Source organism: Halostagnicola sp. A56, assembly GCF_000691505.1.
In the GTDB taxonomy this organism is placed as follows: Archaea; Halobacteriota; Halobacteria; order Halobacteriales; family Natrialbaceae; genus Halostagnicola.
This window is the reverse complement of sequence record NZ_JMIP02000023.1, coordinates 58,256-80,864: the sequence shown is the minus strand read 5'-3', so window position 1 is coordinate 80,864 and position 22,609 is coordinate 58,256. Positions and strand designations below refer to the sequence as shown.

Below are 22,609 nucleotides of genomic sequence, written 5' to 3'. Positions count from 1 at the left end.
GCTACGCTCGAGCGGTTGGTTCGGTCGTCGATTCGTCAGATGGTTGAATAATGCATTGTGATTTCGGATGGACGCGACGGGTGTCCACTGCTCCGAGTGAGCCACCCGGGTCAAGCTCCGTGGCTTCGCCCTGTCCCCCTGTAGCTAGTAGTAGATGTACCAACAACCGTTCTCGCCCGCACGAAAACTACTCTGGTCGCGCGGCCGCCGTTCAAGCGCTACTCGCGATCGCCCGCACCGAGCGCCGCCTCGCCGACTTTTTCGTGACCCTCGATGACTTCCTGTCCGCCCATGTAGGGCCGTAGCGCTTCGGGAATCGTCACTGTCCCGTCCTCGTTCTGGTGATACTCGAGGACCGCGACCATTACCCGCGGGAGTGCGAGCCCGGATGCGTTCAAGGTGTGGAGGTACTCGGCCGATTCGTGGCGCTCTGGGCGGTAGCGAAGCCCGGCGCGGCGGGCCTGAAACTCCTTGAAGTTCGACGCCGAGGAGACCTCGAGCCAGCGCCCGCCCTCGTCGGGGCCGTCGTCCATGTCGTCGCCCGGTGCCCAGACCTCGATGTCGTAGGTCTTGGCCGAGGCGAAGGTGAGGTCGCCGGTGCAGAGTTCGAGGATCCGGTAGGGGAGCTCGAGTTTCCGAAGGACTTCTTCTGCTTCTCCGAGGAGGTCCTCGAGGCGCTCGTCGCTGGTCTCGGGTTCGACGAAGTTGACCAGTTCGACCTTGTTGAACTGGTGGACGCGGACGATGCCCCGCGTTTCGGTGCCGTGTTCGCCGGCCTCGCGCCGAAAGTTCGGCGAGTAGGCCTGATGTTTGAGCGGCAGGTCGTCGTTCAGCAGAATTTCGTCTGCGTACATGTTGGTGACCGAGACCTCCGCGGTCGGACAGAGCCAGAGGTCGTCGTCGGCGTGGTCGTCCCCGTTGTCGTCGCCGAGTCGGTAGGCGTCCTCGGCAAACTTGGGAAGCTGTCCGGTGCCGCGCATCGAACGGCTGTTGACCGGCACCGGCGGGAAGATGTCGACGTAGCCCTGCTCGCGGTGGACCTCGAGCATGAACTGGATCAGCGCGTGCTCGAGGCGAGCGCCGTCGCCTTTCAGGAAGTAAAAGCCCGAGCCGGTCGTCTTCGCGCCGCGAGCCTCGTCGATGATATCCAGATCTTCGCCGAGGTCGTAGTGGGGGACGACCTCGTCTGGAAGGTCGCGTCGGTCGTCGAATCCCCAGCGTCGGCGTTCGATGTTGTCGGCCTCGTCTGCGCCGACGGGGACGCTCTCGTCGGGAATCTGTGGCACCTCGAGCAGCCGCTGCTCGAGTTCGTCCTCGAGTTCGGACGCCTCCGCTTCGACGTCCTCGATGTCGGCTTTGAGCGACTGGGAGCGCTCGATGGCCGCCTGGGCCTCGTCGTCTTTGCCCTCCTGTTTGAGTTCGCCGATCTGGGAGCTGATCTCGTTTCGCTCGTGGCGAAGTTCGTCGCCGCGGGCTTTCAGTTCGCGCCAGCGCTCGTCGATATCGAGGATCTCGTCGAAGTCGACGTCGGCTCCCCGATTCTCGAGGGCCTCGCGTACCGCGTCGGGATTCTCTCGTAGATAGGTCCGGTCGAGCATTGAGCGGTGATTCTTCGTCGCTCGGCAAAACCGTGTCGGATAGTCGATTTCCGCCGCGGTCGCGACTCGCCTCGAGTTGCGGGTGGATCGCGGGCGGATCATGGGTGGATCGCGGGTGGTCCACGGGAGCGGGTCATCGGCAGGTCACGGGTGGCCCGCGGGACGATCGCTGGCGAATCATGGGGTGGGTCGCGGACGGGTGCGGGAAACCCTTTTTTGCCGGGAGCGCGCTTCTCCGCTATGGATCCGTTCGAGGGCGAGGCGTCGTCGCGGCCCGTCGAGTACGAGCCGGTGAGCGTCAAAGACGTCTTGGTCGAGATGAAAGACACCGCAGAGCTTCTGATCGATCTCTCGTACTCGGCGGTGTTACACCGAAACGAAGCGCTCGCGACGGAAGTGCTCGAGTTAGAACAGCGGATGGATGTCCTCGAGCTTCGCGCGCGGATGAGCCTGATGATGGCTGTTCGAAGCCCCGACGAGGCCGAACAGCTCGCACCGGTTCTCGGAATCGTCTCCGCGACGGGACTGATAAGCGACGCCGCCGGCGATATCGCGAAGATCGTCCTCGAGGACATCCGCCTCCCCGAGGCGATGCGTGCCGCCCTCCCGGAGGCCGTCGAGATGCTCGTACGGGGCGTCGTCGACCCCGGCTCGGAGTTCGCGGGGCGAACGCTCGCGGACATCGACCTCGAATCGGAGACCGGCGTTCGGGTCATCGCGCTCCGGCGCGGCGACGATTGGCTGCTCAATCCGGGCCCCGAGACGCAGATTCTGGCCGACGACGTCGCGTTCTGTCGCGGTCCAGAGCCGTCGATCGGCGACGTGTTCGGTCGGCTGACGGGCGAGTCGTACGATCCACCGGTGATCGACGCACCGACGATCGACGATCTGGAGCGCGCCGTGGACACGATCGTCCACATGAAGAATCTCTCGGAGCTGGCGGTCGATCTGGCCTACAGCAGCGTCCTCTTCGACAGCGAAGCGCTCGCCGAGGAGGTCCGCAACCTCGAGGTCGAGGTCGACGCCATGGAGTCGCGGTTCGAGGCCTGGACGCTTCAGGCCGCCGCCGACGCCGATGACCCCGTCTCGTTGCGAGGACTAATTCACCTCGGCAGCGCCACGGAGGTCATAAGCGACGCCGCGGTCGACATCAGCGAGGGCGTTCTCAGGGACATCGACGTTCACCCGGTCGTTCACATGGCGGTCCAGGAGAGCGACGAGATACTCACTCGAGTTGAACTCGAGGCGGGGAGCGACCTCGACGGCACGTCCGTGACGGCGGGCGTCCCCGACGTCGAGGCAACGATGTCGGTGATCGCGATTCGCCGACCCGACGAAGGCTGGTTGCTCGTCGGCGACGCCGATATCGAACTCCGCGGGGGAGACGTCCTGATCTCGAAGGGGACCAGAACGGCCGCGAGCGCGTTCGAGGATCTGGCGGCGGCCTGATTTCGGGTGCATACGGTAGGCTTTCGGCGGCGACGACTGAGTCCAGTTACGGCGCCACCGCTCGAGTCCAGTTACGGCGACAGCACGATCGACGAGATGCCGATGAAGATGAGCATGCCGAAGACGTCGACGACGTTCGTGACAACCGGAATCGTCGTGTCGTCGGGATCGACCCCGAGGCGAAACGAGGCGTACGTCGCGGCGAAACTACAGACGATCGCGACGACGACGATCGAGAGACCACTCGAAAGCGAGATCGCGAGCAACACGTCCAGCGCCATCTCGGAGCCGATAACCCGTCCGATGAGCCACGCGCCGACTGCGAGCGTGGTAAACACCGTCACGCCGAGTGCGAGTACCGCCAGCACGTTCGCCCACAGCTCTCGGTCTCGTGGATCGAACTCCGCGGTTCCCAGATGCAGCCGCGTGGAGAGTCGCGAACTCAATATCGCGCCGAGGTTGCCGCCCATACCGACCATCGTCGGCACCATCACGGCGAGCAGTCCGTACTCGTCGAGCAGCCCCCGGGCGTCCTCCAGCGTGATGCCCGCGATCAGCACGATCACGGTGAGCAGGACCAAAAGCGGGAACATGTTCCTGACGATACGGTGGACGTCCCACGACTCGAGTGCAGTCCTCGAGGACTCCATCAGGCGATCACCTCGACGACGGCGATCGAGAACAGCAAGAACAGCATGCCGAAGACGTCGCCGAGGGTGGTAACGATCGGTCCCACGAGGTTGTCGGGATCGTAGCCGTGCGTGTACCCGACGAAGATCAGCGCCAGCAGCCCGAATATCATAACGAACGAGGTTAGCACGCCCGAAATGAGCATGATCCCGACGAACTCGAGGAGGGTCGCTGCCTCCCAGTTCAAGAGCGCGAGTGCGAGCCACGTGACGACGCCGATTACGACCGAGATTCCGATCCCGTTGACGAACGAGGCGATGACTGCGTTGACCAGGCGATCGTTCCAGTCGAAGCGCGGTTCGACCAGCCCCTGGTGGAGGCCACTCGAGATGCGGCCGCCGAGCGCGCCGTAGACGTTCCCTCGCGTGGCCAGAAAGACGGGAACCATCACGAGCAGCCCGGGAAACCGCTCGGCCTGCTCGACCATGCTATCGAGGACCAGTCCGGCGAACAGGCCGCCGGCGAGGGCGACGAACAGAACGGGGAGCGATTCACGGTAAATCGACCAGACGTCGCCGCGGACACTCATAGTTCGGAGTCACGTAGTATCCTGTTAAACCTACCGAGGAGGGCGCTGTGGGTACTGCTCGCCACCTCGCTTTCGAGAACCGTTCGCACGCTGGAATCGTCGTCTCGTACCGAGGCGACGGATGGACAAGATTTTAAGCCAGCGCGGGTTACATCGGCCCACTATGGGTAAAAAATCGAAGGGCAAGAAAAAACGTCTCGCCAAACTCGAGAACCAGAACAGTCGCGTTCCGTCTTGGGTCATGCTCAAGACCGACCATGAAGCGAACGGTCGGGCCGAGGAATTCGCTGGTTTCGACGGTCACCGGGAACCGGTTGGTCGACGCCGTCCGCGAGAGGCGGAGTGTGTGGCTTCCGTTTGCTGCAATGACCTGTAGTGTCATATAACTACTGTTTCTGGCCGGGAATAATGTCTCCTCGAATGAGTCGGAGGCGTCTCGAGTTGTACGAGAGGGATCGCCCGAGTGCTCGAGAATACTACTACTGCTGGCAACACTGATTTCCACACCGTTCACGGGTCACTACGTTCCCCGTTCACATTTCGAGATCCTCACTACGTTCGGATCTCGCACTCCCCAACCGATTCGCGCAATTGCTCCGCGCTTGCGCTCATCCCTCGCACGAATTGTGGTCGCGGTTCGGACGAACCGCGATCCAGCGCGCGCCACCGCAGGTAGTCCCGCCAGTGTGGGGTGATATCACGTGCGGTGTCGAAAAAACGTCTCGAGAACTACGCGAGTGGGAAGAGCGTCGATAGGACCAGCGAGATCAACAGGCCAGACACGGAGATTAACGTCGTCAAGACGGTCCACGTTTTGAGCGTCTCTCCCTGCGTGAGCCCGCCGATTTCTTTCACCAGCCAGAAGCCGGAGTCGTTGTACCACGAGAAGATGTTGGCACCGGCACCGATGACCATCACCAGATAGGCCGTGTGGACCTGTAGCTGCCCCGTCAGCGGTGCCATGATGCCGGCGGCGGTCAACATTGCGGCCGTCGCCGATCCCTGCGCGATGCGAACGATCGCGGCGATCAACCACGCGGTGACCAGGAGGCCGATCCCGATGCCCTCCAGTCCGTTCGCGAGGTAGTCTCCGATACCAGAGTCTGCGAGGAGTGCGCCGAATGCACCGCCGGCGGCGGTAATCGCTGCAATGTTCCCGCCGCTTTTGAGGGCTTCAGTGAGTTCTTCGGACCACTCGTTGCGGGACAGGTCGTTTTGCCGCATGAAGGTGTACGCCGCCGCGATCGCGGCGATCGTGAGCGCGACGTTCTTGTCCCCGAGGAAGACGGCGACCGGTTCGATGGTTGCGAGCGCCGGGATCGCTTCCTGAAAGCCATCGACGATCGTCCACGTAGCGATGAGGACGACTGCAAGGAGAACCGGCGCAGACGACTCGAGGATGCCCGGGAGGTTCCTGGTCGATTTGTTCGCGACCTCCTCGAGCTCCTCGGTCGTCGTCGACATCGTGTCACGGAGCGGAATATCAAGCCGAGCGTTGATCCACCGTCCGTAGAGAAGCCCCACGAGGAGCACGGGAGTCGCAGTCACGAGACCGAGAGCGATCGTCATACCCAGATCGGCCTCCAGATCCGAGGCGACAGCTAGCGGGCCCGGCGTCGGGGGAACGAACACGTGCGCCGTCGCCGCACCTGCTCCGACGACGACGATGAAGAGCGTGTAGTCACGCCCCAGGCGGGCGCGCATCGACCGTGCGAGGGGCGCGATCAGGTAAAAGACGCTGTCGAAGAACACGGGAATCGCGAGGAAGGAGCTACTCCCCAGCAGCGAGACGTCCGAGTTCTCCTTCCCCAGGACGTTTTGAAAGCCGCGGATGATGCGCTGTGCAGCCCCGCTCTCGAGCATCGACTTCCCGATGACGGCCGCCATCAGGATGGGAATCCCGATGCCCGCCATATTCTCCCCGAACGCAGTCGCAACCTGTGAGCCGGCATCCGCCGGAGCGAAATCTTCGACGAATACCGTATTCACCACCCCAACGGTGAACGCCGAGACAATCAAGCCGATAAAGGCTGGCAGATCCAACCACACTAATAACGCCACTACTGTGAGAAGGCCTACGAGAAAGGTTATCAGCGGACTATGCGCGACATCGACGACTTGGAGCGGCGTATGCAACATCTCTCCGAATGGGACGCAATAACTTGATATTATTAATATTTGTGATGGTTAAACGTCAGAAGATAGTAATTGAATGTGAATGTAACTCACATAATTTTGATTTCTTCGTGCAGATGTTATCTTGTGATTGCTTTCGGTACACCAGTTGTTTCCTAGATGAATCCGGGTTTCCTATTCGATTGGCGTATATTCTGGAATCTTCGTTTCGAACAATCGCTGAAGCGCAGTCCACAGTATCTCCGTCGGGACCGATTTTGCGAATTCCGAACGTAGGTGATCTGCTTCCTCTGTTTTGGGGTGTTCGTACTGGAAGTGTACCGAACCTAGATCTGGATGATCATTGTCGCGGTGCCAGCCACAATTGAATCCAGTATTCGGGTCAGCGTAGTGGATCCGATAATATTCTGTATCCCCTCGAAATCGCCACTCTACATCGATCACTGGGGAATCCGGACCAGTTGGAGGCGTGATTCGAGCGGGAGCAACATTCGCCCGAATGAACTCCTTCGAGATACTGTCTGGTTCGAACCCAACAGTCGTGATTGTCGGGTGTCGATTCAGCACATCTCGCAGTCCGTCCTGCAAAGCGCGTCTTGGAAACAGGAAGCCCCACCCTCAAGCGCGAGCCGTCAGGCGAGCGGTAGGGTGTGGTAGTTCACAGACAGAGGCATCGATCGTTCCTGGCAATCCCATCGTTAGGCCAGAATTGCGTCTCGGTCGGTCGCCCAATCGTACTCTTTTAGAGCCGCCTTGACGACCGGCAGCCGGTCCGTGAGATGCTCCCACTCGCTGGCGATCTCGCGGCGAGAATCGGCTTCATCGGGATTGTCGATATCGGCGAGAGTCGCGAGGAGTTCGCTGGGCGATTCGACATCGTACGCAGTTTCCCACTCCGCTATCCGCGCCTGCATCGACTCGAGCGTGTCAGCAAGCTCCTCGCGGTCATGTTCGCGTTGGAGGGCGGCGACTTCACGATAGGTCGCCATTAGCTGGTCGACACAGTAGAGTGTCTGTCCGCCACGCTCAATTTTTTGGAGGACGTTGTCCTCAACCAGTTGTTCGAGGTACTTTTGTGCCGTCTTTGTGGTGGTTTCTGTCTCCTCGGCGACCCATGATGCGGTCCGGGGCGTCCTAAGCGTCCGTGCAGCTGCACGAATTCGCTCACCACGCGTCATCGAGGGAGTGTTTTGTTCCTCGTCGGCATCGGTTTCGTTGGGCATAGTCCCTACTACGCCCCGCTAGAATATATATCCAATCCCTTGGATATATTTCTGTAGTTGTGATGAGTGCCACCTACAGTACTGTCATCATGTCTGCAGCGATGAGGAGAATAGGAAAAGGTGCAGTGGTGGAGACCACTTTGCCAAAGATACGTCCTACTGAACGATCATCTTAAAGGACTATATTGATTCAACTTCTTAGACCAGATCATGGCAACCCGGAACTCTGAAATAGTTGAAGCCTTTGAAAAATTCTTCCAAAATTATTACGACAACGAAGTCAAGCAACTGGCTCAAGAATATCCCAACGAAAAGCAAGGAGCTAACCGAACAGAGAGATACTGCAAAAAATTTATCATTTTTCCATGTGTTTTGGAGGTATGAGCACCGACCAGAGTGTGAGAAATTTACGACTGCTGATATCCATTGGAGGACTGGCTTTGGTGATTCAATCGGTAGTATTTCAAGGCACCTTCGGAATTGTGGAAAATCCCGGAGTTTCCGGAGTCCTTAGAGACGTGCTGAGCGGTGGTCTATTGCTGGTGGCAACAATCTTCCTCTTCAGTGGAGTGTATCTGCGCCTGCGCGATTCTCGATAAATACGCAGGTCTACTGAATGGATGGTTCGTCGGTTTCGGCGCGAAACAAAAGGAAAGTGGCGTGCTGTACTCATCCTCTATATCTTGCAGGTGGTTCTTGACAGGAGACGGGTAGATTTCGACCCGAACTGGTAGGTAAGTCTCCTGTACTTACCGCGACTTTCACTCACAAAACGAGTACTGAGTGCCTCTCTACTCGAGCAAATCACCCCGAACCCGACACCCACAGGGGTAGGCGGTGTGGTAGCTCGGGACGAACTGGACGACGGCAGCAACCGGCAGGCCACAGGTCGGGCACTCGGGCTGAGAGGACGGTGGGTCGTCGGTCACCCAGACGCCGTGGCTCGTCGCGACGAACGAAACGCCGCGCACCTCGAGGCGGACTTCGACCGAATCACCGCCGGTTTCGAACAGTCGGGCGAGCGCTTCGGGGTCGAACTCCCTGCCAAGTTGGTAGGCGTCTCGAGGGATGCCCTCCTTCTCGAGGGTGCGGACGATGTCCACGACCAGATCGTCGGTCGAGACGGTCATGGCTCGCGCCTCCTCTCGAGTGTGTGTTCCGTGTTCGGCAATGCGTTCGTCGTCGCTCGTGGTGCGTGCGCAGCGAGTGGCGGTAATTGGGTTCGATTCGTCTGTCGGACGGGATGTTTAAGCCCGCGGAGAAGATATCCAATCATGGCAACCGATCCTCTATCGGGTTGGAAGCCACGTCTCGGGTGCTTGACCCACCCGGGGCATTTCAATACGGAACGCCCCCATGCTGCGGAGTGTGTGGCTTCCATTTGACATCACAACCTGTAGTGTCATATAACTACTGTTTCAGGGCAGGAATAATGTGTGTTTGAGGATCGCTGGGAGCCACTGGATGTCTACAGCACGGATCGATTGAGTGCTCGAGAACACCACTATCGCTGGCAACTAGGATTTCCACGTCCTCCCCAACCGATTCGCTCGTACACTCGCTCATCCCTCGCACGAGTGGCACTCGCGGGTCGCTATTCGCGACCCGTTCCTGAGCGCGCGCCACCGTACGTGGCTTTGTCGGTAGCCGGTACTCGCTGGAACCGTCCCGGCCGCTCGAGCGAAACGACCCGCGACCGCTATCGTTTTGGGGGTTCCACCCATCGCGTCGGACGATGACAGCGACGAGTCGGTTGCCCGACCGAACCTCACTGCCGACGTATTTCGCGCCGGTTCCGAAGGTGATCGAAGACCTCGGACTACGACTGGCGTGGGTCGTCGTCGCGGTCAACCTGTTGGGGACCGTGTTCGGCTTCTGGTACTACAGCGGGCAGTTTGCCGAGACTGCGACGATCATGTGGCCGTGGGTTCCCGACAGCCCGCTGGCGACGCTGTTTATCGCGCTGGCGATCGCCTGCTGGAAACTCGGGCGCGAACAGGCCTGGCTCACCGCGCTCGCGTTCGTCGGCAACATCGTCCTCGGACTGTGGACCCCGTTCACGCTGCTGGTCTTCGCCGACGCGTACGCGGGCCTCCACTGGGCGATGTACAACTTCCTGTTCTGGAGCCATCTCGCGATGGTCGTCCAGGCGCTGGTGCTCTATCGCATCACCGACTTTCCGCTATACGCCGTCGCCGTCGCGGCCGTCTGGTACGGCAGTAACCTCGTCGTCGATTACTTCGTCCCGATCGTCGGCGACCCCCACCACACGTCGATTCCCGTCCCTCGAGACACCGGGATGTTCCTCGAGGCCGACGCCCTAGGGGTCATCGCGGCGGGAGAAGTAACGTTCACGTTCGCCGCCGTCTTCCTGGCGCTGGCGATCCGGATCAAACTGTGTGAACTCGGCCGACTCGAGCGCGGGCGGACCGATCCCTGAGCGCTCGAGACCGTCGCTCACTTGGGGCAGGGCGAGTGGACGAGGTCGTCGGTCTCGGCCAACTCGAGGTAGGGATCGAGCCGCTCGCAGGCGGGCAGTCGCTCGACTCGCTCGGTGGCCGGATCGTAGGTGACGACCTTCGCCTCGACCAGTTTCGGCAGGTGGATGTGGTGCAGTCCCGTGCTGATTCGCTCGCGGTCGTCCGGACGCTTCGTGCCCTCTCTGTGGGCGATCCCGTCGGCGAGTTCCTCGATCGACACCGCACCGACTCGCCGGGAGAGGAAATACAGCGCGTGGCGTCTCCGCCGGTTGAGCAACAGGTCGAAGATTTCGTTCGGCGGGAGGGACCCGTCGCCGCTTCCTTGCTCGGCGTTCGTGGTATCTGAGTTCATGGTTTCCTATACTCGGCTTACGCGGCGGCTTGCGAGGAGGTATCTCGAACCGACTTCAGCTGAGCACGGTACTCGATTGGTGGATGGTTCTATAACCTTTCCCCAACCCCCACCGTCCCCTGAAAGTAAGCACCGTGGACTCGTCCCTTCTCTCTCCTCGAGACGAATCGGCGCACGGTCACTCGGCCGTCCCCGCGTTCGTCGCCGTCGCTCTCAGTCTTCCGCGTCGTTCGCCGTCGACCGGCGTTCGATCCGGACGGTCCAATCGGGAACGGAGGACGGTTCGGAGACGAACACCCACTGTTGCTCGATGGGAACGCCGCTCGCGAATGCCTCGAGCACGAGCGACTCGAGGTTCCGTTCGAATTCGATGATCGCCTCCGCAATCTCGTCGTCGTGGTAGTGTGCTGCCATAGCGTGATCGGTGTACGACAGGTCGTACACTTCGCTATTCTAGCTAGCTCGAGAATATAAACTCGCCGTCAGAAACGGCTGACAGACGGCGTCGCTGACGGATCGGGGAACGCGGCCTTCTCCGTGGCACAGTTACGGTAGAAACGTCGTGATTCGGTCGTGACGAGCCTACTCGTCGTGGTTGACGATGATGACCGCCGATTCGGTCTCGAGCATCTCGCCGTCGCCCGAGTAGGTTCGCTCGAGTGAGACGTCGAACAAGTCGTCCTCGAGTTCTTCGCCGGCGACTCGAAGAACGCCCGCGTCGTCGTCGATCTCGTACTCGCCACTTTCGATCCCCGCGTCGATGTCGCCGACCTTCGAGCCGTATTTCGGCCCGAGCGTCGAGTAATCCAGATCGATCGAGGCGACCTCGGTCGTGATCTCCGGTTGCTCGTCCAGTACCTCGAGGTCGGCGACGTGCATCACGTCCCGGACCGCGTTCTCGAAGCCGGAAATCGAGCCGTAGACGGCGACGGCATCGAGTTCCTCGTTGAGCGGTAGCTGGCGCTCGCTCTTGTAACGTCTGAGCGCGAGATGACCTCAGTGGCCGTCTCGCCGGCCGCGAGGTCGGCGTCGTAGCCGCGCGGTTCGGGCCAGTCTCGCCGGTGGATGCTCTCGAGGTCCGCGACAGCGGTCGATCCCGCGTCACCGCTGGGATCCGACCCCGCGTCGGCGTCGCCAGTCGCCTCCCCCGCGTAGATCGCCTGCCAGATCTCCTCGGTGACGTGGGGGAGAATCGGTGCCCACAGTTCGAGGAAGGTTCGGTGGGCCGTTCGCAGCGCGTACTGGGTCGATGGGTTGTCCTCCCGGGTCTTCGCGATCTCGAGGTAGTCGTCACAGAAGGTGTTCCAGAAGAACGTCCGCAGGCGATCGCGGGCCTTGGCGAACTGGTACTCCTCGAGATAGTCGGTGAGGTCGACGATTGCGTCGTCTAACTCCGCGAGCAGCCACCGGTCGATCGCCTCGAGTTCGGCCGGTTCGTCGGGCTTGCGCGGCGCGAGCGTGTCGACGAGCTTTGAGGCGTTCCAGAGCTTCCGGAGGAGCTTCTCACCCGCCCGGAGGTCTTTTTCCTGATACGGAAAGTCGTCGCCGACGGCGGCGTTTGCCGCCCAGAAACGGATCGCGTCGACGGGGTACTCCGCGAGCACGTCGTCCGGATCGACGACGTTGCCGCGGGACTTGGACATCTTCTCGCGGTTCTCGTCTAATACGTGGCCGTTGATCAGCGTCGCGTCGAAGGGCACCTCGCCGGTGTGCTCGTAGCACTTGACGATGGTGTGGAACAGCCAGAAGGAGATGATGTCGTGGCCCTGCGGGCGCAGATCGAACGGGTAGAGTTCGGGGTTGTCCATCTCGAAGGACTCGCTCTCGGCGTCCCAGTCCCAGCCGGCGTTGATCAGCGGCGTCAGTGAGGAGGTCGCCCACGTATCGAAGACGTCCTCTTCGGGTTCGAACGCGTCGTTGCCACACTCGGGACAGCTGTCGACCGGCGGGTCGTCCGAGAGCGGATCGACCGGCAGATCGGCCTTCTCGGCGATGACCGCGTGATCGCAGTCCGTACAGTACCAGACCGGGAACGGGATCCCCGAGTCGCGCTGGCGGGAGATCAGCCAGTCCCACTCGAGGCCCTCGATCCAGTGGCGATAGCGGGTAAACATCTTCTCGGGGTACCACTCCATCGCCTCGCCGGCCTCGAGGTACTCGTCTGCGTGATCCAGAATTTCAACGTACCACTGCTTGGAGACGCGGTACTCGACGGGCGTATCACAGCGCTCGTGCACGCCGACGTCGTGGACGATCTCGCGCCGATCGCGGAGATATCCGGCATCGTCGATATCCTCGACGATCGTCTCTCGAGCCTCCTCGGTGGACAGGCCCTCGTAGTCGCCCGCGAGGTCGGTCATCGTCGCGGTCTCGTCGATCGCGACTCGCAGCGGCAGGTCGTGGGCCTGGTACCACTCGATGTCGTTCTGGTCGCCGAAGGTACAACACATCACGACGCCGCTGCCTTTCTCCATGTCGACGCGGTCGTCTTCGATGATCGGGACTTCGTGGCCGAACAGCGGGACGCGCGCCGTCTCGCCGACGAGGTCCTGATTATCTTCGTCGTCGGGGTGGACGAAGACCGAGACACACGCCGGGAGGAGTTCAGGCCGGGTCGTCGAGATGACGAACTCCTCCCGCGGCGGGCTCTCCCCGCTAAGTTCGAACGCGATATCGTTGAAGTGCGAGTGGCGCTCGTCGTCTTCGGTCTCGACCTGCGAGATCGCGGTCTCGCACTCTGGACACCAGATCGCGGGCGCTTTCTTGCGGTACTCGCGGCCCTTCTCGTAGAGGTCGATAAAGGAGAGTTGCGAGATGCGCTGGACGCGCGGCTCGATCGTCTTGTAGGTGTGATTCCAATCGATCGAACAGCCGAGCGACTGCATCTGCTCGGTGAACTCCGCTTCGTACTTCTGGCAGACCTCCCGGCACCGTTCCTGAAACTCCCGGCGCTCGAAGTCCTGGTGTCGGATGTCCAGATCGGCTTCGGTCAGGCGCTCGCTCGCGATGCCGTTGTCGTCGTAGCCGAACGGGAACAGCACCTCGCCGTCGTACATCCGCCGGAAGCGGGCGGCGAAATCCTGCAGCGTCGAGCCGTAGAGGTGGCCCATGTGCAGGCTCCCCGACACCGTCGGCGGCGGGGTGTCGATGGCGTAGACGGTGTTCGGATCGCGCTTCGGATCGCCGTCGTAGACGTAGACGTCCTCGTCGACCCACTGGCGCTGCCAGCGCGATTCGACCGTCTCCGGTTCGTACCCGCCCTCGAGGTCCGGCTCCTCGAACGCTTGTTCGGCGTCGTCGGGCTCGGAGTTCGGGGTCTCCGTGCTCATGCTCTCACCGCCCGCGTCGGGCGTCGTCGATGCTGTCGGTGGCGCTGTCGTCGAAACCGCAGTCGGTGTTCGAACATCGGTAATACCAGTCGTTACTCGTCTGAATCCAGTCGCGAACAATACATCCGTCGAAACGGGGTAGAGAGGTGGGCCTAGGACGGCCCTACGAAAACGGCGGCCGCCGGATCGGTGGCCCCTCGACAGGTCCTGCAGGCGGAATCGGCCATACGGGATACGTCTGGGTCGACCGAGTTATGTGTTTCGCGTCCGACTCTCGCCGGAATCGATCTCCCCACTCAGCGATTAGGGGCAACTATTGTATAGGAGATAGCCATAAGTAATTTGTATGCCTTCCACCGACGGCCAGTCGATCAGTCGGGAAACAGCCTACAGTATCCTTTCGAAATCACGACGGCGACGGCTCCTCGCACTGCTTTTCGAACGCGAAGAGGGATCGCTCGAGACGTTCGGCCGAAAAATCGCGGCCAGAGAGTGTGACGAACCGCCGAGTACCGTTCCGAAGGGGGTCTACACGCGGGTCGTCACGGCATTGGTCCATTGTCACATCCCGCGTCTCGTCGACCACGGGTTGGTCGAGTACGACCGGGAGACGCGAACGATATCGCTCGAGGCCGCGGCTCGAGAGCGGTTCCCATTTCGGCCCACACAGGGGCAGTTTTTTCCCTCGATGCCGAACTGACTGACTCGCTCAGTCGGAGAGTACGTCGTCGGAGTGGGATCGGACCCACAGCTCGCCGATCCGCGATAAGCGCGTCCGGTAGGACTTGCCGTGTTCTTCGCGCTCGATGTATCCTTTTCCGCCCGGGCCGAGTCGGTCGACATTGTAGATGACCTTCGAGCGAAAGCTGTCGGTGTACTCCTCGTTGAGTTCTCGAGCCAGCGCCTCGGCCAGTTCCGAGACGGAGTCGAACTCGCCGTCCTCGCCGAGTTTGTAAAGGATGAACTCCTTCGTATCTACAGAGCTAACGTTCGCACCTACATAGCTAGCGTTATATTCAATTTCGTAATTCACTCCCTGCCAGTTATCAACGAACTCGGCAGAAGCATCCTCAATGACAGTTCCATTGGTGGGTTCCCCAACAGTTGTCGTATAGTCCATGGTTAGGCTACAGCCAGCGAGTGGGACTGTGATGAGAAGGAGAACCGTTCCAAGTAGTATCCGCCGAGTCATGTTAATAAACCAACATAGGGCCAGCATAAGTCTTCTCATAGATCAAATGGCCCGTCCTCCTTGCTATTCGGTTAGTTCGTACCTGTAGTGTGGCGAGGTGCACGCCAAAATATCCGAAAATAGAGGTTGAACCGAGATCAGGTATCGCATCGCCGTGTGGCTTCTATCTCAAGCATCCTCGAGCAACGCACGAGCCCGCTGGACGTAGGTATTGGAGTTCCAACTCCGAGCAGCGCTAATCTCGTCCAGAAGGTCGCGTGCGTCCGTAGGTGAGAGTTTCCCCGTTCGTACGAACGCAGACAGGAGCGTCGGCGTCGTCACGAGGCGAGTGTCAGCGAGTGAGGCGTGGATCAAACCGAGATGGGTGAACTCGTCGCAAAGAAAGAGTTCAGCCTCGAGATCGTTCGCAAGCGTGACGGCGGCGTTTTCGCCATCGTCCAGCGGGAATTCCGCATCGAGATCGACCGTTCGCGTCGAAAACGTCTCGGCGCGGGCCAACACCGCCGTCGCAGCGCGACCGTGGGCGTCATCGTAGGACGCGATCTCCTCAAGTTCAGCAACGACGTCCGTCCGAACGACGACGTCGTACGTCTCGAGACAGAACTCGAGTGGATCGAGGTCAGCGGTTGCAGCGGTTCCGAGACTCACGAGCGCCGACGAATCTGCGATGAGCCGCGCCATCTATAGCTCGGCGACCTCGTCGACGAAATCGTCGTTCAGTTGCTGTTTGAGGACCCGCAGATTGGCCGCTTTTTCGGCCCCCACGAGGGATTTGAGTTGCTCGAAAGAGATCTCGTCGTCGTAGTAAGCGGCCGCAATTTCTTGTGTGAGGGCGTCGTCGTGGGCGGCCTCCTGAAGGTATTCTCGGAGTGCGGTCACCAGAACGTCCGTTCGGTCCGCTCCAAGTACGTCTGCGAGTGCATCGGTTCGGTTGATGAGTCGATGGGGTGCCCGGAACTGGACGCGCTTCTTGTCGCTACTCATTATGTGTACATTGTGAGCCAACGGTCTTAGTCATTGCTGTGGGGTATCAGAGAAACGGCCAGGTTCGTAGGGACACGTGGTGAATGATAGACCCGGGTACTATAGTGATCCTAACTAGTATAAATTGATAAACGTGTGAACAATTAAAAGCGCCTCTCGAAGGCGTTCTTCGCTGGGTTTGGGCTCTTCGTCGAAGTCCATCCAGAGGCCGCCCCCGCCGCCACCGCAACAGAACGAATTCGAGCGGTTGCGCGGCATCTCCTCGAGGTCACAGCCGGTCGCGCGAATGAGTTCGCGCGGGGCTTCGTACTCGTCGTTGTACCGGCCCAGATGGCACGGATCGTGATAGGTGACCGTGTACTCGAGTTCGGTCCCCGACAGCTCGAGGTCGCCGTTTTCGACGAGTTCTTCGACGGCTTGGGTCCAGTGGAGCACGTCGATGTCGCCGTTTTCGTTCCAGTACTCGTCGTACTCGAAGGGCATGATCGGATCGTCGGCGAACTCCTCGAAGTCGAGCTCCGGATACTCGTTTTTGAACGTGTTGTAGGAGTGGGGATCCGTACAGACGATGTTGTCGAACTCGCAGTCCTCCCAAGTCTCGACGTGGTGACCGGCCAGTTCGATGTAGAGGAACTCCTCGCCCACCCGGCGGATATCGTTGCCGTCGTACTTTTCGTCCTCGAAGAGGATCCCGAAGCTCACGTCGGCTTCCTCGAGGATGGTCGCGAGCGAGCGGGCGACCTGCTTGTTGCGCTCGTCGTAACTGGGGTAGTCGCCGACGTACCAGAGGTAGTCGACTTCTTTTTCGCGGGCGTCAGTCACGTCGAACGCGAGGTCGTCGGCCCAGTCGGCCCGATTGCGCTGACTGTTGCCGAAGGTGTTGCCGTCCTGCATGACGTTCTGGAAGACGTCCTGCATCGAACTCGAGACGTCGCCCTGGTCGGTCATCTGGCGATTGAGCTTGGTAAAGGAATTCAAGTGCTCGATCTCGACGGGGCAGGCGTCCATGCAGGCCATACAGGACATACAGGACTCCATCGTTTCGGTGTTGATGACGCTCGTCCCGCCGTCGGCGATGATCGGCTTGTCGTCGCCGCCAGCATCGAGGTCTTCACGATAGCTCTTGAGGTCGAGGATGACGTTACGCGGATCGAGCGGGCGGTCGGAGGCCTTGGCGGGGCAAACCGACGAACAGCGGCCGCACTTGGTGCAAGCATCCTGATCGAGAATATCCTTCCAGGTGAAGTCATCGATGTCTTCGACGTTGGTTGCATCCAGATCCGCGGGGACGCCGGGAAGCCGGGCGCCGGCCTTCTCGTCGCGCGTGATGACGTTGGCGAACGACGAGAGCATGTGGAATGGCTTTGCGTAGGGAATCCACGCGATGAATCCGAGCGCGAGCAGCGAGTGGCTCCACCAGGTGAGCCAGTGCAGGGTTTCGGCGTTCGCACCGAAGACGCTCACCGCCTGGTAGGTGGCGGGGTTCGTAGCTGCGTCGGTCGTCGCACGCCGAGCGCGCCGAACAGCATGGCCAGCCCGTAGCCGACGAAGCTGACGATTTCGTGGGCGGGCATCCCCGTGATGTAGATCCGCAAGCCCTCGAGAAGGAAGCCACCGACGCCCAGCCCGAACAGCGTCCAGATGAAGATATCGTCCTCGTTGGAGGTATGACGCCCCCAGAGGCGCTCGTTGCGCACCCAGTACCGTCGATAGATCGCCATGCCGATGCCGACGACGAACAACAGCCCCATCGCGTCGACCATGAACTGGTAGGCCAGGTAGAACTCACCCTCCCAGAACTGGATGCCAAGCAGGAGGTCGGTGCCGTAGCTCTCGAAGGCGATGATACTCGTCGCGATGAACAGGGTCAAAAAGCCCCACATGATAAACGAGTGCATCAGCCCGCCGTAGAGATCGCGGTTGAACTGCTTTTCGTTCGAGAGGACGATCTTTGAGGCGCTGACGATTCGACTCGGCAGGTCATTCAGCCGCTCGAGCGGGTCGTCATCGCCGTCGGTGTAGCGACTCACTCGTTGATAGACGCCGTAGGCGAAGACGGCGAGGACGACTGACACGAGAAAGTAAAACAGGAGCTTCTCGACGCCGTGGAGCCCCAGGTACATCTCTCTGGAAGCGTCCGCCTGTGCAACGATTTTCATACAGTATGTGGGCGAGTGGTAGAACTTAACTCTTCTCACACTGGTCAGCAGAGTCGGTGTATTCAGTGATAGAGTTTCCACTCACAGTAGCGGGGAAGTAGCAGATTACTGGAACTGCTCGGTCAGCGCCGGCACGACGTCGAAGAGGTCGTCGTGGATTGCGTAATCGGCGATATCCATGATCGGCGCGTTCGGATCCGTGTTGATCGCGACGATCGTGTCCGATCCCTTCATCCCGGCGACGTGCTGCACTGCGCCGGAGATCCCGATCGCGATATAGACATCGGGTGTGACGACCTTCCCGGACTGGCCGCCCTGCCGATTTTTCGGGAGCCAGCCGTTGTCGACGATCGGTCGCGACGACGACAGCGTCGCGTCGAGCGCGTCGACCAGTTCGCGGACGATGTCCAGATTCTCCTCTTCTTCGATGCCGCGTCCGATCGAGACCAGCACGTCCGCCTCGCTGATGTCGACGTCGCCGCCACCGACCTCTTCGAAGCCGGTCACGCTCGAGCCGATAGCGTCCTCGTCTATCTCTACGTCGAAGGCCTCGATAGCGGCGTCGCCGGTGCCCTCCGCGATGGGCCACTCGGCGCTTCGGATGGTGACGACGGCCGACGCGGCGTCGATTTCGACGCTGGTTTCGACCTTGACGCCGTACATTTCGCGGTTCGCACGAAGGGTCTCGCCGTCGGTCTCGAGGCCGACCGTATCCGTGACGATGGGCAGGTCGAGTTGGTCCGCGACGGCGGGTGCGTAATCCAGCCCGTTGACGCTGTTGGGCGCGAGCACGTACTGCGGACCGACCTTGTCGTAGAGTTGCGCGATCGCCTGCGTGTAGACGTCGTGGTTGAACTCCTCACTGTGGGCGACAGTGTGGATCACGTCGACGCCGTCGCGGTTCGCCTTCTCGGCGAAGTCATCGACGGGGCCGCTGATGATTGCGAGGTGGAGATCGCCGCCAGTCTCGTCAGCGAGTTGCCCGGCCGTGTCGTCAGCACCGCCCTCGAAAACGGTCACATCGCTCTCACTCTCGGGTTCGTACATCTCGGTCAGGGCCAGGTTGCCCTCGACGGCGCTCTCGTCGACCCCGAGGTCGGAAAGCGTCTGGACATCGAGGTCCTTGCGCTGGGCCTGGCGAATGCCGCGCAGACTGGCATAGCGGGGTTCGTTAATCCCGGTCTGGATCGTCAGCACAGCAGGGAGATCGATAGTCGTCAGCTCTTCGACGCCGCCCTTGAATTCACGTCGCACGGAGGCCTGATCGTCCTCGAGGTCATGCTCGAGGCCGTTGACGACCGCACCCCACTGGAAACCGACGTCCTGGCGAGCGAGACGCCCGTGGCACCGAAGCTGTCGTCGCCCGATTGAACCCCAGATAGGACGAGGTCAGGTTCTTCAGCCTCGACGACGGCCTGAAGGATATCGGTTTTTGCGCCGACGTCGAGCAGGTCGACGCCCTCGAGGACACCGCTGCCGGCGACAGCGTCGAAAAGTTCGTCGTTGCCTGTCCGATGTGCATGACGATGTACGAGGACGGCCGCAAAACCGGCGGATTCGAGGACGACATTGAGATCGTCGATATCGCCGAACTGATCGTCGAAGCGATCGACAAGACACTTTCGCACGAGCCGTCTGAGCGATGCCATATCGCCAGATAACGTCCAATTCCTGGTGAGTTTGGCGGTAGATCTTCAAGAGAGGGGTGAAGTGGTCATCAATCGACGGGAAAACAAGACACTACATCATCAACAACGCCGAAGTCAAATCCGTCGTCTACGACGATCTTGAGACCTACGAGACCAAATGCGATGATCTCACACTGATGCTCTACACGATCGGGACTACAGGCCGCCCGAAGGGTGCGATCCACACGCACTGACAGGTCCTTGCGACAGCGGACACCTACGCGCGATACTGCCTCGAGCCGACCGAGGACGATGTCTTCGGCGACAACCCTCCGCTATACCGTTCGCCTACGGCTACGGCGACCTCGTCACCTTCCCGCTCCGGTTCGGCGGCAGCACCAGCCTCGTCGAGGACGCCAGTCCGGGCGACCTGCTCGAGGCGATCGAGAACACGGTATCACCATCCTCTGTTCGATCCCGACCGCGTTCAACCAGATCCTCTTCCAGCATCCCGACAGCCCCGAGGAGTACGACGTCTTCTCGCTGCGCGTCGGCATGAGCGCTGGCGAGCCCTGATGCCGACGAGCTTTGAGGAGTTCAAAGACGCCTACGGCATCGACCTCATCGACGGCATCGGGACAACGGAGATGCTCCGCATCTTCATTAGTCACTGCCACGACGACGACGAGATTGATCCGAGCGCCACCGGCTTCCCGGTCCCCGGTTACGAGGCCAGGATCATCGATCCCGACACGAGCAAGGAACTCGATCGCGGCGCGTCCGGACTGCTCGCGATCCGCGGCCTGACCGGTGTCGAGTACTAGGACCGCCCGGAGATGCAGGCCGACCCCCGTCGAAGATGGCTGGTCGATCCCCGGCGACATCTTCGTCATGCGCGAGGACGTCCGCCTTGGGTACAAGTCCCATCGTGACAACCTGATCATCTCGAGCGGCCACAATATCCCCGGGTCGGAAATCAAGGTTGTCGTCGAGGAACACGAATCGGTCTCCGAGGTGGCCGTCATCGCCATCCCCGACGAGGAGTGCGGCAACATCGTGAAGGCATTCGGCGTCCTCGAGGACGGCTACGACGGCACCGGCGGCCTCGTTGAGGAGATCCAGAACCACGTCAAGAATACCCTCGAACCTTACAAGTACCCGCGCGAAGTCGATGTCGTCCAGTCACTCCCGCGCACGGAGACGGATCCGCCTCTTGCTACCGAACTGAGTGAGTAAGAAAAAGTTGCAGAGCACAGTAGTCGATAACTTGTTTTATCGCGTCCACTGATAGAGACTAGTGAATTTATTTACCGATAAAATACACAGAGCCTGTGGTAGGTCGACTTGACGACTCACGCTTAAGCGATTCCACGAAATCATTAATAAAAGACAAAGGAAGGCCGTGAGAACGTGTTCTTGCGGCGGTCGGACGGAAGCAGGGCAATCAAATGGAGACGCTTACCGAATGCCACGGGGTTATTGAGAAAACGATCCGTAACTGGCTCGCTCGGTTCTGACGGAACCGATCAAGCAGGCACCCTACGACGCTCCTCGACCACTAAGCTCATCAGAACCTGACTCTGATAAACGTAACACTTAATACCACCCTCGCTACCAAAGTAGACGAGGAATGGCAGTCAATACCATGTTCAATTTTGATCCTCGTTCGATTCCGGAACAGCTGTACGAGGCTGGTGTCGCTGGGGCGGGCGGTGCAGGCTTTCCGTCAGGAGCGAAGTGGGAGAAGCTAGATGAGGTTCACTCGTTGCTGGTGAATCACCAAGAGAGTGAACCGAACTACTACTCCGACGTCTGGCTCGCGGATGACCGTGCCGAGGAGTTTGCGGCGTTCTTCGAGGCACTACTCGAGGAGGGGCTGTTCGACCGAATCGTCATCGGCACGAAACAGAAATACCGCGACGAATGGACCAGCGAATTCGAGGCGGTCTGCGGCGCCGACGTTTACCATGAGGACGACCTCCCCGCCGATCTCGGCGGTCGGGAGGGAATTATCTTTGCCTACACCGGCGAGGCGTACGACTTCAGCGAGGAACAGGTACTCCTGATGATTACGGCCGGCGAACGGATCGGCCGCGATCTGCCCACCGACCACGGGTGGCTCGTCCACAACACGGAAACGCTGTGGAACGTTCGAAACGCGCTGGCCGACGGAACGCCTGTCACCCACAAATACGTCCACGTCGACGGTGACACGCCGGCCCATCGCTGTCTCGAGGTCCCGCTGGGGACGACGGCGGCTGACCTGCTCGAGGCGGCTGATCTGTCACCAGCAGAGCTAGCTGACGACGCCGTCCTCGCGGACGGCGGCCCCGGCTGGAGTTACGTCATCGATGAAGATCCTCACGCGTTCGGAACTAGAAAACGAACGAACGCCGTCATGGTCCTCGACGAGGTGACCGTTGAGGCTCACACCGAGCAGGAAGACCGAATCAACGTCCTCGAGGAACGCGACTGGAACGCTCGCGAGCACGAAACCGAGCCAGCGATGCTCGAGCCCGACTCGGTTCGGATCCCACTGATCACGAACGCCGCATACGAGGGTTTAGTAACTGCCGGCGAGCCGGTGGTTGAACCGGGTGAGCGCGTCTCGGAGGGAGACGTCATTGCGAAACGAACGACCGGATCGATTTCGAACAATCATCATGCATCGATCGATGGCATCGTAACAGAGGTGACGGAGACGCACGTCGTGCTTGAGGCTGAGTAACTCGGCAGGGGACCAACGCCGACAGCTGCGGTATATCCGGTACATGGGGGATCTATTGCTGTCGGCAGTGGCCAGCCGCCGATGTGACAGCGTTGCCACTCCTGAAGAGGCGTCCCAGACCGAGGATTTCCG

General features: G+C 60.5%; 21 protein-coding genes and 5 pseudogenes. 12 read left to right on the top strand and 14 right to left on the bottom strand.

Translation table 11 applies throughout. The features are described from left to right. Window positions 1–218 precede the first annotated feature (218 nt). Entirely contained in the window at window positions 219–1,598 is a 1,380-nt protein-coding gene (gene serS, locus EL22_RS13570) for a serine--tRNA ligase (protein ID WP_050052080.1), read from the bottom strand. 240 nt (window positions 1,599–1,838) lie between these two features. On the opposite strand from serS, the gene EL22_RS13565 reads away from it, so the two are divergent. Further along, window positions 1,839–3,047 (top strand): potassium channel family protein, encoded by a 1,209-nt coding sequence (locus EL22_RS13565; protein WP_050051997.1) that lies wholly within the window; start codon window positions 1,839–1,841, stop codon window positions 3,045–3,047. A 71-nt stretch (window positions 3,048–3,118) separates the two neighbouring features. Here EL22_RS13565 and EL22_RS13560 read toward each other — a convergent pair whose 3' ends face one another. Both EL22_RS13560 and EL22_RS13555 read right to left on the bottom strand, forming a co-directional pair. Continuing rightward, window positions 3,119–3,697 carry a magnesium transporter gene (locus EL22_RS13560; protein WP_050051996.1) on the bottom strand — a complete coding sequence of 193 codons (579 nt, stop codon included), beginning with the start codon at window positions 3,695–3,697 and terminating at the stop codon, window positions 3,119–3,121. Beyond that, window positions 3,697–4,266 carry a magnesium transporter gene (locus EL22_RS13555; protein ID WP_050051995.1) on the bottom strand — a complete coding sequence of 190 codons (570 nt, stop codon included), beginning with the start codon at window positions 4,264–4,266 and terminating at the stop codon, window positions 3,697–3,699. The genes EL22_RS13560 and EL22_RS13555 overlap by 1 nt, the downstream gene beginning before the upstream one ends. Before the next feature lie 163 nt (window positions 4,267–4,429). On the opposite strand from EL22_RS13555, the pseudogene EL22_RS16220 reads away from it, so the two are divergent. Beyond that, window positions 4,430–4,528 (top strand): annotated as a pseudogene (locus EL22_RS16220) (50S ribosomal protein L39e); the annotation flags it as partial. 467 nt (window positions 4,529–4,995) lie between these two features. Here the strand turns inward: EL22_RS16220 and EL22_RS13545 are convergent. Next, the gene (locus EL22_RS13545; protein ID WP_050051993.1) at window positions 4,996–6,405 is read right to left on the bottom strand and encodes a GntP family permease; all 1,410 of its coding nucleotides are present in this window, start codon (window positions 6,403–6,405) and stop codon (window positions 4,996–4,998) included. A 695-nt stretch (window positions 6,406–7,100) separates the two neighbouring features. Continuing rightward, window positions 7,101–7,625, bottom strand: coding sequence for a hypothetical protein (locus tag EL22_RS13540; RefSeq protein WP_197075916.1), 525 nt, complete (start codon window positions 7,623–7,625; stop codon window positions 7,101–7,103). A 210-nt stretch (window positions 7,626–7,835) separates the two neighbouring features. On the opposite strand from EL22_RS13540, the gene EL22_RS17320 reads away from it, so the two are divergent. Both EL22_RS17320 and EL22_RS16210 read left to right on the top strand, forming a co-directional pair. Beyond that, complete coding sequence (locus EL22_RS17320; protein ID WP_156184142.1) at window positions 7,836–8,009, top strand: hypothetical protein; 174 nt, start codon at window positions 7,836–7,838, stop codon at window positions 8,007–8,009. Then, on the top strand, window positions 8,006–8,224 hold the full coding sequence (locus tag EL22_RS16210) for a hypothetical protein (protein ID WP_082146802.1): 219 nt from the start codon (window positions 8,006–8,008) through the stop codon (window positions 8,222–8,224). The genes EL22_RS17320 and EL22_RS16210 overlap by 4 nt, the downstream gene beginning before the upstream one ends. 192 nt (window positions 8,225–8,416) lie before the next feature. On the opposite strand, the gene EL22_RS13535 is transcribed toward EL22_RS16210, so the two are convergent. Then, window positions 8,417–8,755: a hypothetical protein gene (locus EL22_RS13535; RefSeq protein WP_050051992.1), complete on the bottom strand. Its 339-nt coding sequence runs from the start codon at window positions 8,753–8,755 to the stop codon at window positions 8,417–8,419. A gap of 605 nt (window positions 8,756–9,360) precedes the next feature. Between EL22_RS13535 and EL22_RS13530 the strand changes: the two genes are divergently transcribed. Then, window positions 9,361–10,065, top strand: coding sequence for a DUF1405 domain-containing protein (locus EL22_RS13530; RefSeq protein WP_050051991.1), 705 nt, complete (start codon window positions 9,361–9,363; stop codon window positions 10,063–10,065). Window positions 10,066–10,082: 17 nt separating this feature from the next. Here EL22_RS13530 and EL22_RS13525 read toward each other — a convergent pair whose 3' ends face one another. From EL22_RS13525 to EL22_RS13515, 3 genes and pseudogenes are all read right to left on the bottom strand, one after another. Next, window positions 10,083–10,457, bottom strand: coding sequence for a hypothetical protein (locus EL22_RS13525; RefSeq protein WP_050051990.1), 375 nt, complete (start codon window positions 10,455–10,457; stop codon window positions 10,083–10,085). 213 nt (window positions 10,458–10,670) lie between these two features. Beyond that, on the bottom strand, window positions 10,671–10,871 hold the full coding sequence (locus EL22_RS13520) for a hypothetical protein (RefSeq protein WP_156184141.1): 201 nt from the start codon (window positions 10,869–10,871) through the stop codon (window positions 10,671–10,673). Window positions 10,872–11,039: 168 nt separating this feature from the next. Beyond that, a pseudogene (locus EL22_RS13515) lies at window positions 11,040–13,786 on the bottom strand (valine--tRNA ligase). 346 nt (window positions 13,787–14,132) lie between these two features. On the opposite strand from EL22_RS13515, the gene EL22_RS13510 reads away from it, so the two are divergent. Further along, window positions 14,133–14,486, top strand: a complete 354-nt coding sequence (locus EL22_RS13510; protein ID WP_050051988.1) for a hypothetical protein — start codon at window positions 14,133–14,135, stop codon at window positions 14,484–14,486. A gap of 9 nt (window positions 14,487–14,495) precedes the next feature. Here EL22_RS13510 and EL22_RS13505 read toward each other — a convergent pair. The 5 genes and pseudogenes from EL22_RS13505 to EL22_RS13485 form a co-directional block, all read right to left on the bottom strand. Then, a pseudogene (locus EL22_RS13505) lies at window positions 14,496–14,756 on the bottom strand (aspartate kinase); the annotation flags it as partial. Between the two features lie 390 nt (window positions 14,757–15,146). After that, a complete protein-coding gene (locus EL22_RS13500; RefSeq protein ID WP_050051986.1) occupies window positions 15,147–15,659 on the bottom strand; it encodes a hypothetical protein in 513 nt (170 codons plus the stop codon). After that, window positions 15,660–15,962: a hypothetical protein gene (locus EL22_RS13495; protein ID WP_050051985.1), complete on the bottom strand. Its 303-nt coding sequence runs from the start codon at window positions 15,960–15,962 to the stop codon at window positions 15,660–15,662. Window positions 15,963–16,109: 147 nt separating this feature from the next. Then, window positions 16,110–18,121: pseudogene (locus tag EL22_RS13490) on the bottom strand (heterodisulfide reductase-related iron-sulfur binding cluster); the annotation flags it as partial. A 105-nt stretch (window positions 18,122–18,226) separates the two neighbouring features. Then, a complete protein-coding gene (locus tag EL22_RS13485; RefSeq protein ID WP_050052078.1) occupies window positions 18,227–19,168 on the bottom strand; it encodes an electron transfer flavoprotein subunit alpha/FixB family protein in 942 nt (313 codons plus the stop codon). Window positions 19,169–19,575: 407 nt separating this feature from the next. On the opposite strand from EL22_RS13485, the pseudogene EL22_RS18590 reads away from it, so the two are divergent. The 6 genes and pseudogenes from EL22_RS18590 to EL22_RS13470 form a co-directional block, all read left to right on the top strand. Then, window positions 19,576–19,782 (top strand): annotated as a pseudogene (locus EL22_RS18590) (hypothetical protein); the annotation flags it as partial. Window positions 19,783–19,826: 44 nt separating this feature from the next. Beyond that, window positions 19,827–20,003, top strand: coding sequence for an AMP-binding protein (locus EL22_RS18585; RefSeq protein ID WP_231587962.1), 177 nt, complete (start codon window positions 19,827–19,829; stop codon window positions 20,001–20,003). A gap of 58 nt (window positions 20,004–20,061) precedes the next feature. After that, a complete protein-coding gene (locus tag EL22_RS18580; RefSeq protein WP_231587961.1) occupies window positions 20,062–20,325 on the top strand; it encodes a long-chain fatty acid--CoA ligase in 264 nt (87 codons plus the stop codon). Then, window positions 20,325–20,573, top strand: a complete 249-nt coding sequence (locus EL22_RS18575; protein WP_231587960.1) for an AMP-binding protein — start codon at window positions 20,325–20,327, stop codon at window positions 20,571–20,573. The genes EL22_RS18580 and EL22_RS18575 overlap by 1 nt, the downstream gene beginning before the upstream one ends. After that, a complete protein-coding gene (locus tag EL22_RS18570; protein WP_231587959.1) occupies window positions 20,560–20,985 on the top strand; it encodes a hypothetical protein in 426 nt (141 codons plus the stop codon). Before EL22_RS18575 ends, EL22_RS18570 begins: the two co-directional genes overlap by 14 nt. Window positions 20,986–21,379: 394 nt before the next feature. Then, complete coding sequence (locus tag EL22_RS13470; RefSeq protein WP_050051984.1) at window positions 21,380–22,477, top strand: hypothetical protein; 1,098 nt, start codon at window positions 21,380–21,382, stop codon at window positions 22,475–22,477. The last annotated feature ends 132 nt before the right edge of the window (window positions 22,478–22,609 follow it).

Bases quoted from the DNA above. Each gene is read 5' to 3' on its own strand.
- EL22_RS13565 (WP_050051997.1), top strand. From the start codon at position 1,839: ATGGATCCGTTCGAGGGCGAGGCGTCGTCGCGGCCCGTCGAGTACGAG.
- EL22_RS13535 (WP_050051992.1), bottom strand. From the start codon at position 8,755: ATGACCGTCTCGACCGACGATCTGGTCGTGGACATCGTCCGCACCCTC.
- EL22_RS13525 (WP_050051990.1), bottom strand. From the start codon at position 10,457: ATGAACTCAGATACCACGAACGCCGAGCAAGGAAGCGGCGACGGGTCC.
- EL22_RS17320 (WP_156184142.1), top strand. From the start codon at position 7,836: ATGGCAACCCGGAACTCTGAAATAGTTGAAGCCTTTGAAAAATTCTTC.
- EL22_RS13560 (WP_050051996.1), bottom strand. From the start codon at position 3,697: ATGGAGTCCTCGAGGACTGCACTCGAGTCGTGGGACGTCCACCGTATC.
- EL22_RS13495 (WP_050051985.1), bottom strand. From the start codon at position 15,962: ATGAGTAGCGACAAGAAGCGCGTCCAGTTCCGGGCACCCCATCGACTC.
- EL22_RS13470 (WP_050051984.1), top strand. From the start codon at position 21,380: ATGGCAGTCAATACCATGTTCAATTTTGATCCTCGTTCGATTCCGGAA.
- EL22_RS18575 (WP_231587960.1), top strand. From the start codon at position 20,325: ATGCCGACGAGCTTTGAGGAGTTCAAAGACGCCTACGGCATCGACCTC.
- serS (WP_050052080.1), bottom strand. From the start codon at position 1,598: ATGCTCGACCGGACCTATCTACGAGAGAATCCCGACGCGGTACGCGAG.
- EL22_RS13510 (WP_050051988.1), top strand. From the start codon at position 14,133: ATGCCTTCCACCGACGGCCAGTCGATCAGTCGGGAAACAGCCTACAGT.
- EL22_RS13540 (WP_197075916.1), bottom strand. From the start codon at position 7,625: ATGCCCAACGAAACCGATGCCGACGAGGAACAAAACACTCCCTCGATG.
- EL22_RS13530 (WP_050051991.1), top strand. From the start codon at position 9,361: ATGACAGCGACGAGTCGGTTGCCCGACCGAACCTCACTGCCGACGTAT.
- EL22_RS13485 (WP_050052078.1), bottom strand. From the start codon at position 19,168: ATGTACGAACCCGAGAGTGAGAGCGATGTGACCGTTTTCGAGGGCGGT.
- EL22_RS18580 (WP_231587961.1), top strand. From the start codon at position 20,062: ATGTCTTCGGCGACAACCCTCCGCTATACCGTTCGCCTACGGCTACGG.
- EL22_RS13520 (WP_156184141.1), bottom strand. From the start codon at position 10,871: ATGGCAGCACACTACCACGACGACGAGATTGCGGAGGCGATCATCGAA.
- EL22_RS16210 (WP_082146802.1), top strand. From the start codon at position 8,006: ATGAGCACCGACCAGAGTGTGAGAAATTTACGACTGCTGATATCCATT.
- EL22_RS13555 (WP_050051995.1), bottom strand. From the start codon at position 4,266: ATGAGTGTCCGCGGCGACGTCTGGTCGATTTACCGTGAATCGCTCCCC.
- EL22_RS13500 (WP_050051986.1), bottom strand. From the start codon at position 15,659: ATGGCGCGGCTCATCGCAGATTCGTCGGCGCTCGTGAGTCTCGGAACC.
- EL22_RS13545 (WP_050051993.1), bottom strand. From the start codon at position 6,405: ATGTTGCATACGCCGCTCCAAGTCGTCGATGTCGCGCATAGTCCGCTG.